At 50.8% G+C, this 14,806-nt stretch carries 15 protein-coding genes; 9 read left to right on the forward strand and 6 right to left on the reverse strand.

Annotated features, from left to right (window positions below):
- The first annotated feature begins 7 nt into the window (after window positions 1–7).
- The 4 genes from EDM57_RS08310 to EDM57_RS08325 all read left to right on the forward strand — a co-directional run bounded on the left by EDM57_RS08310 (window position 8) and on the right by EDM57_RS08325 (window position 3,468).
- Window positions 8–499, forward strand: a complete 492-nt coding sequence (locus EDM57_RS08310) for a YajQ family cyclic di-GMP-binding protein (RefSeq protein ID WP_122904287.1) — start codon at window positions 8–10, stop codon at window positions 497–499.
- Between the two features lie 91 nt (window positions 500–590).
- Window positions 591–1,073 carry a hypothetical protein gene (locus EDM57_RS08315; protein WP_122904288.1) on the forward strand — a complete coding sequence of 161 codons (483 nt, stop codon included), beginning with the start codon at window positions 591–593 and terminating at the stop codon, window positions 1,071–1,073.
- A gap of 122 nt (window positions 1,074–1,195) precedes the next feature.
- A complete protein-coding gene (locus tag EDM57_RS08320) occupies window positions 1,196–2,854 on the forward strand; it encodes an AMP-binding protein (protein WP_122904289.1) in 1,659 nt (552 codons plus the stop codon).
- A gap of 101 nt (window positions 2,855–2,955) precedes the next feature.
- Window positions 2,956–3,468, forward strand: coding sequence for a GNAT family N-acetyltransferase (locus EDM57_RS08325; protein ID WP_122904290.1), 513 nt, complete (start codon window positions 2,956–2,958; stop codon window positions 3,466–3,468).
- A 236-nt stretch (window positions 3,469–3,704) separates the two neighbouring features.
- Here EDM57_RS08325 and leuD read toward each other — a convergent pair whose 3' ends face one another.
- Window positions 3,705–4,298 carry a 3-isopropylmalate dehydratase small subunit gene (gene leuD / locus EDM57_RS08330; RefSeq protein ID WP_122904291.1) on the reverse strand — a complete coding sequence of 198 codons (594 nt, stop codon included), beginning with the start codon at window positions 4,296–4,298 and terminating at the stop codon, window positions 3,705–3,707.
- The gene (leuC, locus tag EDM57_RS08335; protein ID WP_122904292.1) at window positions 4,295–5,725 is read right to left on the reverse strand and encodes a 3-isopropylmalate dehydratase large subunit; all 1,431 of its coding nucleotides are present in this window, start codon (window positions 5,723–5,725) and stop codon (window positions 4,295–4,297) included. Before leuC ends, leuD begins: the two co-directional genes overlap by 4 nt.
- Before the next feature lie 116 nt (window positions 5,726–5,841).
- On the opposite strand from leuC, the gene EDM57_RS08340 reads away from it, so the two are divergent.
- The 4 genes from EDM57_RS08340 to EDM57_RS08355 all read left to right on the forward strand — a co-directional run bounded on the left by EDM57_RS08340 (window position 5,842) and on the right by EDM57_RS08355 (window position 9,288).
- Window positions 5,842–6,729: a LysR family transcriptional regulator gene (locus EDM57_RS08340; RefSeq protein WP_122904293.1), complete on the forward strand. Its 888-nt coding sequence runs from the start codon at window positions 5,842–5,844 to the stop codon at window positions 6,727–6,729.
- A gap of 94 nt (window positions 6,730–6,823) precedes the next feature.
- Window positions 6,824–7,171: a thioredoxin family protein gene (locus EDM57_RS08345; protein WP_122904294.1), complete on the forward strand. Its 348-nt coding sequence runs from the start codon at window positions 6,824–6,826 to the stop codon at window positions 7,169–7,171.
- A 30-nt stretch (window positions 7,172–7,201) separates the two neighbouring features.
- Window positions 7,202–8,110: an RluA family pseudouridine synthase gene (locus tag EDM57_RS08350; RefSeq protein ID WP_122904295.1), complete on the forward strand. Its 909-nt coding sequence runs from the start codon at window positions 7,202–7,204 to the stop codon at window positions 8,108–8,110.
- 59 nt (window positions 8,111–8,169) lie between these two features.
- Window positions 8,170–9,288, forward strand: coding sequence for a YheC/YheD family endospore coat-associated protein (locus tag EDM57_RS08355; RefSeq protein ID WP_122904296.1), 1,119 nt, complete (start codon window positions 8,170–8,172; stop codon window positions 9,286–9,288).
- A gap of 126 nt (window positions 9,289–9,414) precedes the next feature.
- On the opposite strand, the gene EDM57_RS08360 is transcribed toward EDM57_RS08355, so the two are convergent.
- From EDM57_RS08360 to EDM57_RS08375, 4 genes are all read right to left on the reverse strand, one after another.
- On the reverse strand, window positions 9,415–10,374 hold the full coding sequence (locus tag EDM57_RS08360; RefSeq protein WP_122904297.1) for a carbon-nitrogen hydrolase family protein: 960 nt from the start codon (window positions 10,372–10,374) through the stop codon (window positions 9,415–9,417).
- Between the two features lie 133 nt (window positions 10,375–10,507).
- Window positions 10,508–10,843: a hypothetical protein gene (locus tag EDM57_RS08365; protein ID WP_122904298.1), complete on the reverse strand. Its 336-nt coding sequence runs from the start codon at window positions 10,841–10,843 to the stop codon at window positions 10,508–10,510.
- 160 nt (window positions 10,844–11,003) lie between these two features.
- Window positions 11,004–12,128, reverse strand: a complete 1,125-nt coding sequence (locus EDM57_RS08370) for an aminotransferase (protein WP_122904299.1) — start codon at window positions 12,126–12,128, stop codon at window positions 11,004–11,006.
- Between the two features lie 15 nt (window positions 12,129–12,143).
- The gene (locus EDM57_RS08375; RefSeq protein ID WP_122904300.1) at window positions 12,144–13,202 is read right to left on the reverse strand and encodes an ornithine cyclodeaminase family protein; all 1,059 of its coding nucleotides are present in this window, start codon (window positions 13,200–13,202) and stop codon (window positions 12,144–12,146) included.
- 131 nt (window positions 13,203–13,333) lie between these two features.
- Here EDM57_RS08375 and EDM57_RS08380 point away from each other — a divergent pair, with 131 nt between their 5' ends.
- Window positions 13,334–14,215 carry a LysR family transcriptional regulator gene (locus EDM57_RS08380; protein WP_122904301.1) on the forward strand — a complete coding sequence of 294 codons (882 nt, stop codon included), beginning with the start codon at window positions 13,334–13,336 and terminating at the stop codon, window positions 14,213–14,215.
- Window positions 14,216–14,806 lie beyond the last annotated feature (591 nt).

The raw sequence follows: 14,806 nt of genomic DNA on the forward strand, positions 1-14,806 counted from the left end.
AATGCGCATGAGCAAGGAAAACTCGTTTGATATTGTGTCCAAAGTAGACTTGTCCGAAGTGAACAACGCCATTCAAACTGCCATAAAGGAGATCGAGAATCGCTTCGATTTCAAGGGGAGCAAGAGCAGCATCAAGCTGGAAAAGGATGAGCTCATCCTCGTTTCCGACGACGACTTCAAGCTCAGCCAGGTCAAAGACATTTTGCTGGGCAAGCTGGTCAAGCGGAATGTGCCGATCAAAAATCTCGATTACGGAAAAGTCGAGCCGGCAGCGGGCGGTACCGTGCGCCAGCGGGTAAAGCTGGTGCAGGGCATCGACAAGGACAACGCCAAAAAGATCAACAGCATCATTAAAGAGGCAGGGCTGAAAGTAAAGACGCAAATTCAGGACGATCAAATTCGCGTGACAGGCAAAAGCAAGGATGAACTGCAGCTGGTTATCAGCGCGATTCGCAAGGCGGATTTGCCAATCGAGGTGCAATTTATCAACTACCGCTGACGGCTGACAAAGTTTTGCTTCTAACTCTCTTTCCTCTCGCATATGCATGTACAAATAAGTGACAAGCACTTGCGAAAGGGAGAGTAGAGACATGAAGGTCTTTATTATCAGTATGCGCAATCTCATTTTGGGCGGAATCGTCTTCCTGGTTGTTCTGGTGGCGGGAATCGTGCTGTTGGTCAAAGATCCGTTGCACGTCTCTGACTCCTATCATCCAGGTGAAGCGAGTGTAACAGCCAGCACCAATTCCAGTGCGCCGCCCAGCCAGCCTGCCGGTACAGCCAAGCCATCTTTGAATATGGATATAACGGTGAATGGATCGACAGCGGAAGTATCGCTTTTGACGCAAAACTTCGAGTTTGTGCAGGAAAACGGCGAGCTTGGGCAAACGCCAGTCTATGGCAAAGGTCACGCCCATCTGTACCTCAATGGCGAGTCTAAAGGAATGATCTATCATCCGGAGTTCATTTTGAAAAAGCTGCCGAAGGGCGAACATGAGATTCGCGTCGAGCTGAATTACAGCAACCATCTGCCGTACAAGGTGGAAGCTACGAAAAAAATTGTCGTGAAGTGAACAAAGAAGCGTTCCGATCAGGGGGACGCTTTTCTTTTTTTCGTTCAGGCAGGAATATGATGGCAAAAAACGAATCCTAGTTAATAAAGATAGAATAGTCTGAATTTTTTGGGGGTGCTGTTATGCTGCGGATGATTACGATTGGCGATTTGCTGGATGAGGCAGCCAGTCTGTATCGGGAAAAGGAAGCGCTGGTCTATCATGAGCGGTCGCTCCGCTATTCGTTTGCCCAGTTTCAGGAGGTGTGCAATCAGGCGGCAAGAGGCTTTATGTCGCTCGGCATTCAAAAAGGCGAGCATATCGCCATCTGGGCGACCAATGTACCCGAATGGGTGATTTCGCAGTTTGCGACTGCCAAGATGGGCGGCGTGCTGGTGACGGTCAACACGAGCTACCGCGTCCACGAGCTGGAATATTTGCTGCGCCAGTCGGAGTCGACGACGCTAATTTTGATCGACGGCTATCGCGACGTCAACTACCTGGAGATGATCCGGGAGATTTGCCCGGAGCTTGCGACGTGTGAGCCGGGCGCTCTCAAGTCGAAGCGGTTGCCGAACTTGCGAAATGTCATCTACCTGGGCGAAGAACGGCAGCCCGGCATGTTCTTATGGAAAGATTTGCTTGCGCGAGCCGAACTGGTCAGCGAGGAAGAGCGACGTTTGCGCCAGGAGTCGCTGTCTCCCGACGACGTCATCAACATGCAGTACACGTCCGGGACGACAGGCTTTCCAAAAGGCGTCATGCTGTCCCATGTCAATATCGTCAACAACGCGATCAAGGTCGCAGAATGCCAGCGACTCGGGGTAGAAGACCGTGTCTGCATCCCCGTGCCGTTTTTCCATTGCTTCGGCTGCGTAATGGGCACGCTCGCCTGTGTGGCGACGGGAGCGACGATGGTTCCGGCGATTGCTTTTGATCCGGGACTGGTGCTGTCGATTGTCGAAGCCGAGCGCTGTACGGCGCTCTACGGGGTGCCAACGATGTTCATTTCAGAGTTGAACCATCCGACTTTTGAACAGCGGAACCTCAGTTCGCTGCGTACAGGCATCATGGCTGGCTCTTTGTGTCCCATCGAGGTGATGAAAAAGGTCGTGGACAAAATGGGCATCCGCGACATTACCATCGCCTACGGACAGACCGAAGCTTCTCCTGTCATCACCCAGACGCGGCCGGAGGATTCAATCGAGCGCAAGGTGTCTACGGTCGGCCGCCTACACGAAGGAGTCGAGGCGAAAATCATCGACCCGGCCACGGGCGAGATTGTCCCGCCAGGCGTACAGGGCGAGCTGTGCACACGCGGGTATTTGGTGATGAAAGGCTACTATAACATGCCGGATCAGACGGCAAAGGCCATCGACGAAGAGGGCTGGCTGCATACCGGCGACCTGGCGACTGTAGACGAGGAAGGGTACTACCGGATTACAGGCAGGCTGAAGGATATGATTATTCGCGGCGGGGAAAACATCTACCCGCGCGAAGTCGAAGAGTTTTTGTACACCCACCCGAAAATATTGGACGTCCAGATCGTCGGCGTGCCAGACGCCAAGTACGGCGAGCAGGTGCTGGCCTGCATCCGTGTCAAGCCGGGAGAGACACTGACAGAAGAAGAAGTGCTGGCATACTGCGAAGGAAAAATCGCCCGCTTCAAGACGCCGCGCTACATTCAGTTTGTGGACGAATACCCGATGACAGCGTCCGGGAAAATTCAAAAGTTCAAGCTGCGTGAACAGGCAATGGCGACGTTTGGCCTCACAGACCCTGCCCAGACCGGGCTGGCGTAAGCAAGCGAACGTCAGGATTTTCTGGTGTTTTCTTGCGGCAATCTTTGCAAGCCTGGCAACTCTTTCCTATCATGAGTGGGCCAGGAGAGGGGAAGCAAAAGATGGAAGTACGACGATTGGGACCTGAGGATACAGAAGCATTCGTCAAAGTAAGGCTGGAAGGGCTGCAAACCGACCCGGATGCGTTCGGCGCCACCTGGGAAGAGGAAATCAGGCGCCCGATGGCCGAATGGCAGGAACGGCTTTCCCAGGGGCCTGAGGGCGACAGCGGCTATTTCGGCGCTTTTGTCGCGGGCGAACTGGTGGGCATCATCGGCTTTTTCCGGCAACGCGGACTGAAAGCGAGACACAAGGCTTCCGTCGTCTCCATGTACGTCCGCGAAGCGCATCGCGGAACAGGTGTTGCAACTGTACTGATGCAGGAGGAACTGGCCTATCTGAGACAGCGGGGTGACATCGACCAGGTACAGCTTTCTGTCGTCACGACAAACCACAGCGCCGTGCGCTTTTACGAAAAAATGGGCTTTTTGCCGTACGGTCTGGAAAAGCGGGCGCTGAAATCAGGGGAGCGCTACCTCGACGAGATGCATATGTACTTGTTATTGCACGACTGATCGTTTCGGAGGGTGACGATGGCTCTGCTCGCGAAGCGGTCACGTTAGGTACATGCTCCCGTTTACGTGACAGAGTCCCTCTTCGGTTGGTGGGGGAGGTGGATTCGCACCTCCGCCAACTTTGGTGAGACAAGAAGGGACAGGAGAGCGATCCATAAAAAAAGCGAAGGCATGAACAGCTTGCATGCCTTCGCTTCGTTTTAGGAGTGATGAGACGGACTTTTTCGCGAGCCAGCTTAGCGAGCCTGACGACTAGCCTCGTAAGCAGCGATTTTGTCTTCGTACTGCAACGTGATGCCAATATCGTCGAGGCCGTTCAGCAGGCAGTAGCGGCGATACGGATCGACCTCGAACGGGTAGGAGAGACCTTCGCTGTCGCGTACTTCCTGCTGCTCAAGGTCGATGGTCAGCTCGTAATTTTCGCGGCTTTGTGCGCGTTGGAACAGTTCATCTACCTGTTCTTCGCTGAGCTTGATCGGCAGGATGCCGTTTTTGAAGCAGTTGTTGTAAAAAATGTCCGCGAAAGACGGAGCGATCACGCAACGGAAGCCGTAGTCCAGCAAGGCCCAAGGAGCGTGTTCGCGGGATGAACCGCAGCCGAAGTTGTTGCGGGCGAGAAGCACAGTCGAGTCTTTGTACGCTGGCTGGTTCAAAACGAACGAGTCAATCGGTGTGCCATCAGCCGCAAAACGCCATTCGTAGAACAAAAACTGGCCGAAGCCGCTGCGTTCAATGCGCTTGAGGAACTGTTTCGGGATGATCGCGTCTGTATCTACGTTCACACGGTCCAATGGTGCGACCAGTCCGGTATGGACGACAAATGGGTTCATTGGAATACCTCCTTGCTTACGCTCTCTCTTTTCCATTCACGTACGTCTACGAAGTGGCCGGCAATTGCTGCTGCCGCCGCCATTTCCGGGCTGACCAGGTGGGTACGTCCGCCGCGACCCTGACGGCCTTCGAAGTTGCGGTTGGAGGTAGAAGCGCAGCGCTCTCCTTCCGACAGGACATCCGGGTTCATCGCAAGACACATCGAGCATCCGGATTCGCGCCAGTCAAAGCCGGCTTCCTGGAAGATGAGGTGCAAGCCTTCTTCTTCTGCCAACTGCTTGACAGCCTGGGAGCCAGGGACGACCATGGCGTGCACGTTAGGGGCGACTTTGCGTCCTTTTGCCACTTCTGCTGCTTTGCGCAAGTCTTCGATCCGACCGTTTGTACAGGAGCCGATGAAAACACGGTCGATCTTGATTTCGCTGATCGGTGTGCCGGGAGCAAGATCCATGTAGGCCAGCGCGTCTTGCGCTGCTTTGCGTTGTGCCGCTGTTTCAAAAGACGCGGGGTCTGGAACAGTGCCGGAAATGTTTGTTCCCATGCCAGGGCTTGTTCCCCAGGTCACTTGCGGCTCAATGGTACTCGCATCGATTTCTACACAGGCGTCATAGGTTGCGCCTTCGTCTGTGCACAGTTGCTTCCACTGTTCTACGGCTGAGAGGAAGTCTTCGCCTTGCGGAGCGTAGCGTCTGCCTTTCAGGTAGTCGAAAGTCGTCTGGTCCGGCGCGATCAGCCCGGCGCGTGCACCGCCCTCGATTGTCATGTTGCAGACGGTCATGCGCTCTTCCATCGTCAACTTGCGAATGGCTTCGCCCGTATATTCCACGACATATCCTGTCGCAAAGTCAGTTCCGTATTTTGCGATAATGGCCAAAATTAAGTCTTTTGCACTGACACCAAATGGCAACTCGCCGTTCACGCGGACTTCCATCGTTTTTGGTTTCAGCTGTGGCAAGCATTGTGTCGCCAGAACGTGTTCGACCTCGCTCGTCCCGATTCCGAAGGCGAGAGCACCGAACGCACCGTGCGTGGAGGTGTGGCTGTCGCCGCAGACGATGGTTTTGCCGGGATGAGTCAGGCCAAGCTCTGGGCCGATGACGTGGACGATCCCTTGGTCCGGGCTGTTCAGGTCAGCGAGCGTAATGCCGAACTCGCGGCAGTTTTCGGTCAGCGTCTCCATTTGTTGGCGGGAGATCGGGTCTTTGACATTGAAGCGGTCCGCAGTCGGCACGTTGTGGTCCATGGTGGCAAAAGTCAGATCAGGACGGCGTACTTTGCGGCCTGCCAGGCGGAGTCCTTCAAACGCCTGCGGGGAAGTGACCTCGTGCACAAGGTGCAGATCGATGTACAAAAGGGTCGGTTTTCCAGCTTCTTCGTGAATCACGTGATTGTCCCAAATCTTTTCAAACATCGTGCGGGGTTTCATCAATGATTTCCTCCTTCGTGCGAAAACTCTTAACAAGGTTGTATCATGGCAAAGGAAATAGTTCAAAGATATAATAATTATGAGAAGGATAGCTTTTGCCTATCGGGAGGTTTTTTATGGAGTTACGACAGATTCGCTATGTGCTCGCGGTTGCGGAGGAACGCAGCTTTTCGCGGGCAGCCAACCGTCTGCATCTGGCTCAGCCGTCGCTTAGCCAGCAGATTGCCAAACTGGAAAAAATACTCGGGGTCAGCCTGTTCCATCGTTTGCCCCAGCATGTCGAGCTGACGGACGCGGGCCAACGGTTCGTGCAGGTCGCCCAAACACTCGTGGACATGTCCGAAGCGCTGGAGCGGGAAATGCGCGCTTATGCGGTCGGAGAGAGCGGGCGGCTGTTGGTAGGCAGCCTGCCGATTACAGGCGCGTATGTGCTGCCGCGCGTTTTGCCCACGTTTACCAAGCAGTTTCCGGGAGTTGAGCTGCAACTAATGGAAGAAACATCCAGTCATTTAGAGCAATTGCTCGTGAGGGGAAAAATCGATGTCAGTCTGTTGACGATGCCGATCAGCGATCCTTCGCTGGAGATCATTCCAGCAATCAATGAGGAAATTTTTCTCGCGGTTCCCCCGAATCATCCACTGGCGGACAAAAAGGAAGTGGATCTGGCCCGCCTCGCAGATCAGCCGTTCATTTTGCTCAAGGAAGGCCAGGGCTTCCGGACGATTTCTCTGCGGCTGTGCGAGCAGGCTGGCTTCCGGCCGCGCATCGTGTTTGAGAGCTCCAACATCCAGACGGTCCAGTCGCTCGTGGCAGCCGGGATGGGGTTGTCATTTGCGCCGAAAATGATTACACTCGCACCGGGTACGCTGGAGCCGCCTGTCTACGTGCGGCTTGAGACGAGGCCGTATCGGACGCTTGTCGTCGCCTATCGCAAGGACAAGCCGCTGTCCCGCCCGGCAGAAGCGTTCGTGCGCTGTCTGGTGGAGCAGGGCGGCGCCCTGTAGCTTACGGGAAGAAGTGTCAGGCGCATGCGACAAACGCGCAGTCTTTGTGCTACACTATTGCCAAATCATACTAGGTAGGAAGGAAGATTCCGAGATGAGAGAAATCAAGACAGAAGCAGAATTTGAACAGGCGATTGCATCCAGCAAGCCGGTCGTGGTGAAGTTTTTCACCGATTGGTGCCCGGATTGCCACCGGATTGATCCGTTCATGCCCGAAGTCGAAGAAAAATACAAGGAACAATTGGACATGGTCGCGGTCAATCGCGATACGCTGCCAGACCTGTCGCAGAAGTACGATGTGTTCGGAATCCCTAGCTTCATCGCGTTCAGCCAGGGCAAGGAACTGATTCGCTTTGTCAGCAAGCTCGGAAAAAGCCGCGAGGAGATCGAGCATTTTCTCGACCGCGCTGTCCAGGTGCACAACGGACTCCAGGAGGCGTAACAGCACGAGCATAAGGCAGGGAGATTGACCATGCGATCAATGAAAAAAGAAGGAGAGTGGCTCGTTGCCCGCTTGCAGGCGGACGACGACGCCATCCCGGTTGGGAACCTGCTGCGCGAGGTGTGGAAGCTGCCGCGCAAGCAGGTCCATCTTTTGTTTCAGCATAAAGAAGTGCTTGTAGACGGCGCACCTGTCGCCCAGCATGTGCTGGCAAGAGAGGGACAGGAGATTCGCCTGCGGATGTGTCCGCCGGAGCCGCTGGGGCTTGCGCCTGCCAGTGAGCCGCTGCAGGTGTTGTATGAAGACGACCATCTGCTGATCGTAAACAAGCCGGCGGGCATGCTGCTGCATCCAACCGAGCCGCACCATCACCTGACGATGGATCATTTGGTGGCGGGGCATTTTTTCCGGACGGGACTGCAAGCGAAGGTGCGCCACGTACATAGACTGGATCAGGATACTTCCGGGGTGGTGCTGTACGCCAAGCACGCCTGGGCGTCTGCCTTGCTGGACGAAATGCTGCGCGAACGCAAAATCAAGCGGACGTATATCGCCTTCGTCTCGGGGCAAATGGCCAAAGGCAGCGGAAAGATCAACGAACCAATCGGCAAGGACAGGTATCACGCGACACGCAGACGCGTGACCCCAAACGGCGATCCTGCCATCACGCATTACGAGGTCAAGGAGCGCTACAAGACAGCGACAAAGGTGGAGTGCAGGCTGGAGACGGGGCGCACGCACCAGATTCGCGTCCACATGAGCCATATCGGCCATCCGCTCATCGGCGACGAACTGTACGGCGGCAAGCGCGATCTGGTCAAAAGACAGGCGCTGCACGCTGCGGTTCTGACGTTCGCGCATCCATTTGGGGGAGAAGTCGTGGAAGTGCACGCGCCGCTTCCGCTCGATCTGCTCGCCTTGGAAAAGAAGCTGCGATAAGCGCCATTTGCCCCCTTGCTGAATAAACTGCCAAGGAGGAATCGAGAGAGGGTGGAAGAATGAAACGACCCACAATCGGCATCTTGACTTGGCGGGAGGGCAAACGCTTCGCAGAGCCGACCTATTTCCGGCGACTGCTCAAGGCAGGACAAGAACTGGGCTGCACCGTTTTTTTGTTTTCGCCCAAGGATGTACTCGCTTCGGGCAAGCAGGTGAGAGGATACGTCCTGGATGGGCAAGGCAAATGGCAGGGACGCCTGTTTCCTCGGCCTGACGCTGTATTCGACCGCTACCGCTATACGCCGACGCAAGCGTTTAAAGACTACGTTGCTTTTCGCCGCACCAGCGATTTTTTATACGCAAACAATCGATTGGCGAACAAATGGCGGGTTCACGAAGTGCTTTACCGAGATACGCGCATGCATCGCTGGCTGCCGGAAACTCTGTTATATAACAGAAAAAATCTCATCCAGATGCTGGGGCGGCATTCGCTTTTGTACGTCAAGCCGCTAAATGGTACTGGCGGGCGCAATCTTTTTTCCATCGAGAAGCGCGGGGGCGGCTATCGGCTGCTGGGGCGCGACAAGAAGCGGGCGAAGGTGCAGAGCTTTTTCACGGACATATCCGCCGTCCTGCGCTGGGCTGACCGCTGGACGAGGCAGGAGAAGTTTATCGTCCAGCAGGGACTGAACTTGCAGCTTGTGCCTTCACGCGCCGTAGACATGCGGCTATTGATCCAGAAAAACGGACAGGGCGAGTGGAGCATCACCGGGCACGGCATACGGGTGGGCGGCGAGCGCAGCGCGACCTCCAACCTGCACGGGGGAGGCAAAGCAGTTCCGGTGTCTGATTTCCTGCGCCCGCGCTTCGGCGAGGATCGCACTGCCCAGATTGTCCGCGACTGCGAGGAATTGGCGTATCAGACAGCGCTGACGCTGGAGGATCACTTCGGGCGCATGGTCGAGTTTGGGTTGGACATCGGGATCGACGTGGACGGACGCGCCTGGTTGATCGAAGTGAATCCGAAGCCTGCACGGGAAATTTTCCGAGAAATGGGCGCAATTGAGCAGTACAGACAGGCGATCCGGCGACCGCTGGAGTACGCGCTCTATTTGGCGAAAACACAGGGGCGCGAAGGACGGGAGCCTTTTTTGAAGCGTAAAGTGGCAAGTCGGTAGGGAAGACGCATGAGAAGGAAACAGCCGAGCTGATGAAGCATCGGCTGTTTGGTGTGCGTGTGGGGGGGAGGCAGTAGGAAGTTTTTTGGGGGAAATCTCCAAAAATTCTTTCCAAACAGTATGCCGTCACTCATCCTTTTTTGAAACCCGAACAATGTCCTGTTTCTGACGATTGACGATTAATTGGAATACATCAGGACGACTGTAATGGCCTACCACATCGAAGTCATATCGGCTTTGCGTGACCAAGGAAAGATCCAGATTTGCAATCAGAATGCCTTCCTGATTATAAAGAGGTTCCACAATATATTCCCCAAGTGGTCCAACGATGGCGCTGCCCCCTCTGCATAAAATGTCGGGGTCCTGCCTAATGTCATCGTAACAAGCCAAGTCTGTCGGATACGTATCTTTAGTCACGAACTGGTTGCAGGAAATAACAAAGCAACGCCCTTCACAGGCAATATGCTGTATAGTGGCCTGCCAGGTGTCTCGGGCATCTGCCGTAGGAGTAATAAAGATGTCAATCCCTTGAGCGTACATGGCTGTTCGAGCAAGCGGCATGTAATTTTCCCAGCAAATCAAACCGCCAATTCTTCCGAAGGGAGTATCGATGACCGTTAGCGTGCTTCCATCCCCTTGCCCCCATAACAGTCGCTCAGAACCTGTTGGCACGAGTTTTCTGTGTTTGCCCAGAACATTCCCGTCCGGGCCTATATACACAATGGAATTGTATAAAGTTCCTCTGCTGAATTCCCGATCCCGTTCCACGACGCCTATAGCTAGATAGACTCCGGTCTCTCTGGCAAGCTCACCTAGAAGCTCCGTTTCTACGCCAGGTACGTCAATCGAATTTTCCCAGTATCGTTCCCAGTCACTTCGTCCAGCGGTATTCCGGCTCCCGACACGTGTACCAAAGTATAACCCTCTCGGATAACCCGGCAAGAAAACTTCAGGAAAGACAACTAAATTAGCTCCTTTTCCAGCAGCTTCCTTCGTCATCCTTACAATTTTGTCCAAGGATGATTGCTTGTTAAAAAGAATAGGTGCGGATTGGACAACTGCTACACATATAGCTCTTCTATTCATTTTAGTAAGTTCTCCTTATTATTAAATTTTTTCAGAGTAATCATGGGAAAGCTCTGCAATCATGGCATCCATTCGTTTGCTTTCAGAGGCTAATATTCGCCTGAGCGATCACTCCTCACTGAATCTCGACTTGCTATCTATGATAAAAGAAAAAGTATGAAAACAAACCATCCAATGTTATATCGATTAAACCATCCACTGCAAAACTCTTTGTACTTTCCTCAGCAAAAAACCATCCAAATTCGAAGAGACAAACACCATTCATGTTCAGTTGATAGAGATTTGACATGATGATGCTGAAAACAGGGTCTTTTATTTGAAAATAAAATGGAAGCATACGCCGAACTGGCATTGGAATGTGATGGGTATAAACTTCCAGTAACATGCCTTTTTGTGCAATTTTTTGACGCCATTGTTTCAATATGTTGAACATGGATGGGTAAAACGATCTCGGACTGGATGGCGACATTCAAAACACACCTAAGCAAACAGTTGGTACAGCCAACCCCCGTTCGGCACTTACACCCTAGAGCTATCGCCCATCCTGGGCGCACTGAGAAGGAAACAGCCGAGCTGATGAAGCATCGGCTGTTTGGTGTGCGTGTGGGGGGAGGGGAGTGAGTAACGAATTACTTCATTTTCCGTACATACTCTGATACCTGCTCAAGTCCAGCTTGTAAAACTTCTGTACTGCAAGCATAACCAATGCGAACATACCCTTCCATATCAAAGCACGTACCAGGTGTCAAAAATGCACCAGTATTCGCCAGTAGACCTGTACAAAAAGTAACAGAAGGGACTGGAAAATCATATTTCAACATAGCTGTCGTTCCCGCACGTGGTTTTACATAGGAGAAGGATTCTTCATTATTCACCCATTCATCCAGGAGGGCAAGGTTGTCTCGCACAATTTTGCGATTTCTCCTTAAAATCTTGTCGTAGTTTTTCAGTGCATGGACAGCGAGTATATCGTCTAACATCCCGCAACTGATCGTTGTGTAATCACGGTGCTTCATACATTCCGCAATTACCTCTTGTGGAGCAACAATCCAACCAAGACGAAGCCCTGCGAGAGAGAGTGCTTTTGAAACGCTTGATGTGCTAATTCCCTTCTCATATAGATCAGCGATTGATGGGACATCGGCGTCATCATCTTGGAGTAAGTTCCGATAGACTTCATCACAAAGGACATAAGCTCCACAAGATCGTGCAATCTCAACGATTTTTTCCAGAATATCCCGTTCCAATAAAGCACCAGAAGGGTTATTCGGATTATTAATACAAATCATTTTCGTGTTCGGTCTAATCAGAGACTTCAACTCGTCCAGATCGGGGAGAAAATGATTTTCAGGGCGTAGCTTCAAGAGGTCTACTGTTGCACCGAATGATTGAGGAACCTCATAAATTTGCTGATAGGTCGGATGCACCGCAATTACGTGATCGCCAGGTTGAACAAGGGAGTAAAAAACTAAAAAGTTGGCGCCAATTCCCCCATTCATGACGAGAACTTGATGAGGATTAATGGTTGTGTACAAGTTCGCAACTAGCTGCCTGAACTCGGGAGAACCCTCAATATGACCATAGGTTAACTTAAGAGGATAGAGGGAACGGAAAAAATCATCAGGGTTTGAACCATCTAACGTAACGAGTTCCTCTAACGTGAGGGAGTCCACACATGTTTCCGCAATATTAAAAGTAGCGCTCTTTTCATATGCATTCATCCATTCTTCTACGGAGAAAGACTTGATTTTCATGATTCATATCCTCCCTTACAGGTTAGCAACGATTCCGATTCCTTTTGCTTCCGCTTGTTTTAAAATGTAATCAGCCGTAATCAAGTCTTGCAGGGCGATCCCTGTGCTATCAAAGATCGTAATGTCGTCATCTGAAAGACGGCCGGTTGTTGTACCGAGAATCACACTACCAATTTCCGCAAGAATGTTATCTTTTTCTATTATTCCTTTTTTGATCGGTATCTCCGTTTCTCCTACCTGAACAGCTTGGGCAACATCATCAACAAATACTCTTGCAGAAGCGAAAATTCTTTCGTCTATTTCCTGTTTTCCCGCCATATCTGCCCCTACGCAAGAAAAGTGTGTTCCGGGCCGAACCCATTCTTTTTGGATGATCGGTTGTCGAGAAGGAGTTGCGGTAATAATAATATCTGCTTCCCCTGTTGCCTTCTGAATCTGGTCAGTTGCCACAAATTCAACTTGTTCGATTCGAGAAGCGTATTCCTCAAATAACATCTGATTTTCCCTATACGGAGACAAAAACTTTTCTTTTAATTTTGCTGATAGTGAAGAGCAGAATGATGTTGCTTTTTCCAATGATTGATGATTGTAAACCGTCACCTTCTTGATATGCTCCATGAGCATCAGCGTTGACATAATTTGATAAGGAGCTAAGTGACCTGTTCCGACGATAAGTAAATGCTCAGACTCTTTTCTTGCAAGATACTTTGCACCAATCCCACCAGCTGCTCCTGTCCGCATCAAGGTGATTGCTTCTCCTCCCATCATCCCAATGGGGACGCCTGTTTGGCTGTCGAGTACGAACACAAAACCAGTGAGGGGAGGCAACTGTTTGGAAGGATTATCCCCAAACCATGACACGAGTTTTAATCCGAAAATATCAGCTCCCATCAGATGTCCTGATTTAATGTCCATGTCTGCTTTTCCTGGGGAAAATTCATGGAATACCATCGGGAACAACGCGGCCTCTTTTTGTGCCTTTAACGAATAAGCACGCTCAACCAATTCGATTACCTGTTTCATATCCAATAATTTTTCTACATTCTGCTGATTCATGATTCGAAATGGAAACAATTCTGCTCCTCCTTTGTAGACATTGAAATCTTGTTGGTCTTACTTTAGCATAGGGTCTAATTATAAGAACAATTGATGTATGTTATCGTCACTATCACGAATTTTTAGAGACGGCCAAGGAGAAGAGAAATATGGAACTTCGAACATTGAAAACCTTCCAGGTAGTTGCTACCCATCTGAATCAGACGAAAGCTGCCGAGATTCTTGGATATACGCAACCGACGATCACTATGCATATAAGGAATCTGGAACAGGAGATCGGTCACTCATTGTTTCATCGGGTTGGGAAGAAAACGTATTTGACTCCGGCAGGAAAAGTATTGAAACAGCATGCAGATAGACTCTTGGACTGTGTAGAGGAAATGAACAGAGCATTGAACCGATTGCATGATCCCTATGGCACATTGGTTATAGCAGCGCCCGAATACTATTGGACTCATTTTTTGACGATTCTTATCCACACCTTTGTGAAACTTCATCCGCAAGTAAAGTTAAAACTGGTCTCTTGTAACAGCGGAGACGTCATTCGAATGGTCACTTCTCGTGAAGCAGATGTGGGGATTATTGCCGGGCAAAATAGAAATGAAGAACTGGAATTTGTTTCGCTTGATGCAGAAGAGCTGCTATTGGTCATTAGAAAAGACCTCCATCAAAACAACGACCTTTCCGCCATTCTGCAAAAGTATCCCTTACTCTATAAAGAGAGCTATCATCTTGATGGGCTGTATGATCGTTGTATGGAAGAAATACCAACGCCGAAAGCTGTAATTGAAAGTGGCAGTGAAGAAGCGATTAAGCAAGCAATTATCAATGGGACAGGTGTCGGAATAATCAGTGGTGAATTCATTAGCGAGGAAATAAGAAAGGAAGAACTCATTCCTTTGCATCGCTTTAATCAGACTTTGGATACCTTTTTAATTGCACGCAAGGATCGTTCTGATGAAATTACCATTCACGCATTTGTAGAACTGGTAATGGAAGGGTGGGGCGAGGCGGTTGAAGAATCCATGTAACTACACTTCATTGCAGCATATAGCCGCATCCGCATCACAGGCAGTGCGGCTATTTTACCTTTTTACTCCAATAACTAAGCTGCTGATCTGATGCCTGTGATTCCTTTCTCTCCTCTACCACCTAACCACCAAAAAATTGTCGGGTGGGTCAGTTCTAAAACGATGAGGGTGGGCCAAAATAAAGTCGGCATTTAAATTTACATAATAATTATTATGTAAACTATTGAGTCGGTGTGTCCTTGCGACAAGTGAGTGGAGCAATGGAACTATGCCACTAGAAGCGCAAGGACAGCAAAAGAGAAGGGAACGAGTATCCCTCGTTGTTCCGTCATACTAAAAACAAGACAGAGCCTCTTTGCAAATGATAGTAACCGATGATTTTAATTCAAGTGAACGTAGCTGTTAAGTGCTATCTCAAGACAAGAATAAAATCATAAGACGCGTATATAAAAAATTCTATGTAGATAATTAAAAAGAAAGTCAGGCAATTTTTCCGTAAACAAACCGATGAAATTACACTGTTATCCATGTGGATCACATCCTTGGATAGGGCTGAATTTAACCGACCGAATCATGGAATCGATAACTTTT

Source organism: Brevibacillus gelatini, assembly GCF_003710935.1.
Taxonomy (GTDB): domain Bacteria; phylum Bacillota; class Bacilli; order Brevibacillales; family Brevibacillaceae; genus Brevibacillus; species Brevibacillus gelatini.

Bases quoted from the DNA above. Each gene is read 5' to 3' on its own strand.
- EDM57_RS08310 (WP_122904287.1), top strand. From the start codon at position 8: ATGAGCAAGGAAAACTCGTTTGATATTGTGTCCAAAGTAGACTTGTCC.
- EDM57_RS08315 (WP_122904288.1), top strand. From the start codon at position 591: ATGAAGGTCTTTATTATCAGTATGCGCAATCTCATTTTGGGCGGAATC.
- EDM57_RS08320 (WP_122904289.1), top strand. From the start codon at position 1,196: ATGCTGCGGATGATTACGATTGGCGATTTGCTGGATGAGGCAGCCAGT.
- EDM57_RS08325 (WP_122904290.1), top strand. From the start codon at position 2,956: ATGGAAGTACGACGATTGGGACCTGAGGATACAGAAGCATTCGTCAAA.
- leuD (WP_122904291.1), bottom strand. From the start codon at position 4,298: ATGAACCCATTTGTCGTCCATACCGGACTGGTCGCACCATTGGACCGT.
- leuC (WP_122904292.1), bottom strand. From the start codon at position 5,725: ATGAAACCCCGCACGATGTTTGAAAAGATTTGGGACAATCACGTGATT.
- EDM57_RS08340 (WP_122904293.1), top strand. From the start codon at position 5,842: ATGGAGTTACGACAGATTCGCTATGTGCTCGCGGTTGCGGAGGAACGC.
- EDM57_RS08345 (WP_122904294.1), top strand. From the start codon at position 6,824: ATGAGAGAAATCAAGACAGAAGCAGAATTTGAACAGGCGATTGCATCC.
- EDM57_RS08350 (WP_122904295.1), top strand. From the start codon at position 7,202: ATGCGATCAATGAAAAAAGAAGGAGAGTGGCTCGTTGCCCGCTTGCAG.
- EDM57_RS08355 (WP_122904296.1), top strand. From the start codon at position 8,170: ATGAAACGACCCACAATCGGCATCTTGACTTGGCGGGAGGGCAAACGC.
- EDM57_RS08360 (WP_122904297.1), bottom strand. From the start codon at position 10,374: ATGAATAGAAGAGCTATATGTGTAGCAGTTGTCCAATCCGCACCTATT.
- EDM57_RS08365 (WP_122904298.1), bottom strand. From the start codon at position 10,843: ATGTCGCCATCCAGTCCGAGATCGTTTTACCCATCCATGTTCAACATA.
- EDM57_RS08370 (WP_122904299.1), bottom strand. From the start codon at position 12,128: ATGAAAATCAAGTCTTTCTCCGTAGAAGAATGGATGAATGCATATGAA.
- EDM57_RS08380 (WP_122904301.1), top strand. From the start codon at position 13,334: ATGGAACTTCGAACATTGAAAACCTTCCAGGTAGTTGCTACCCATCTG.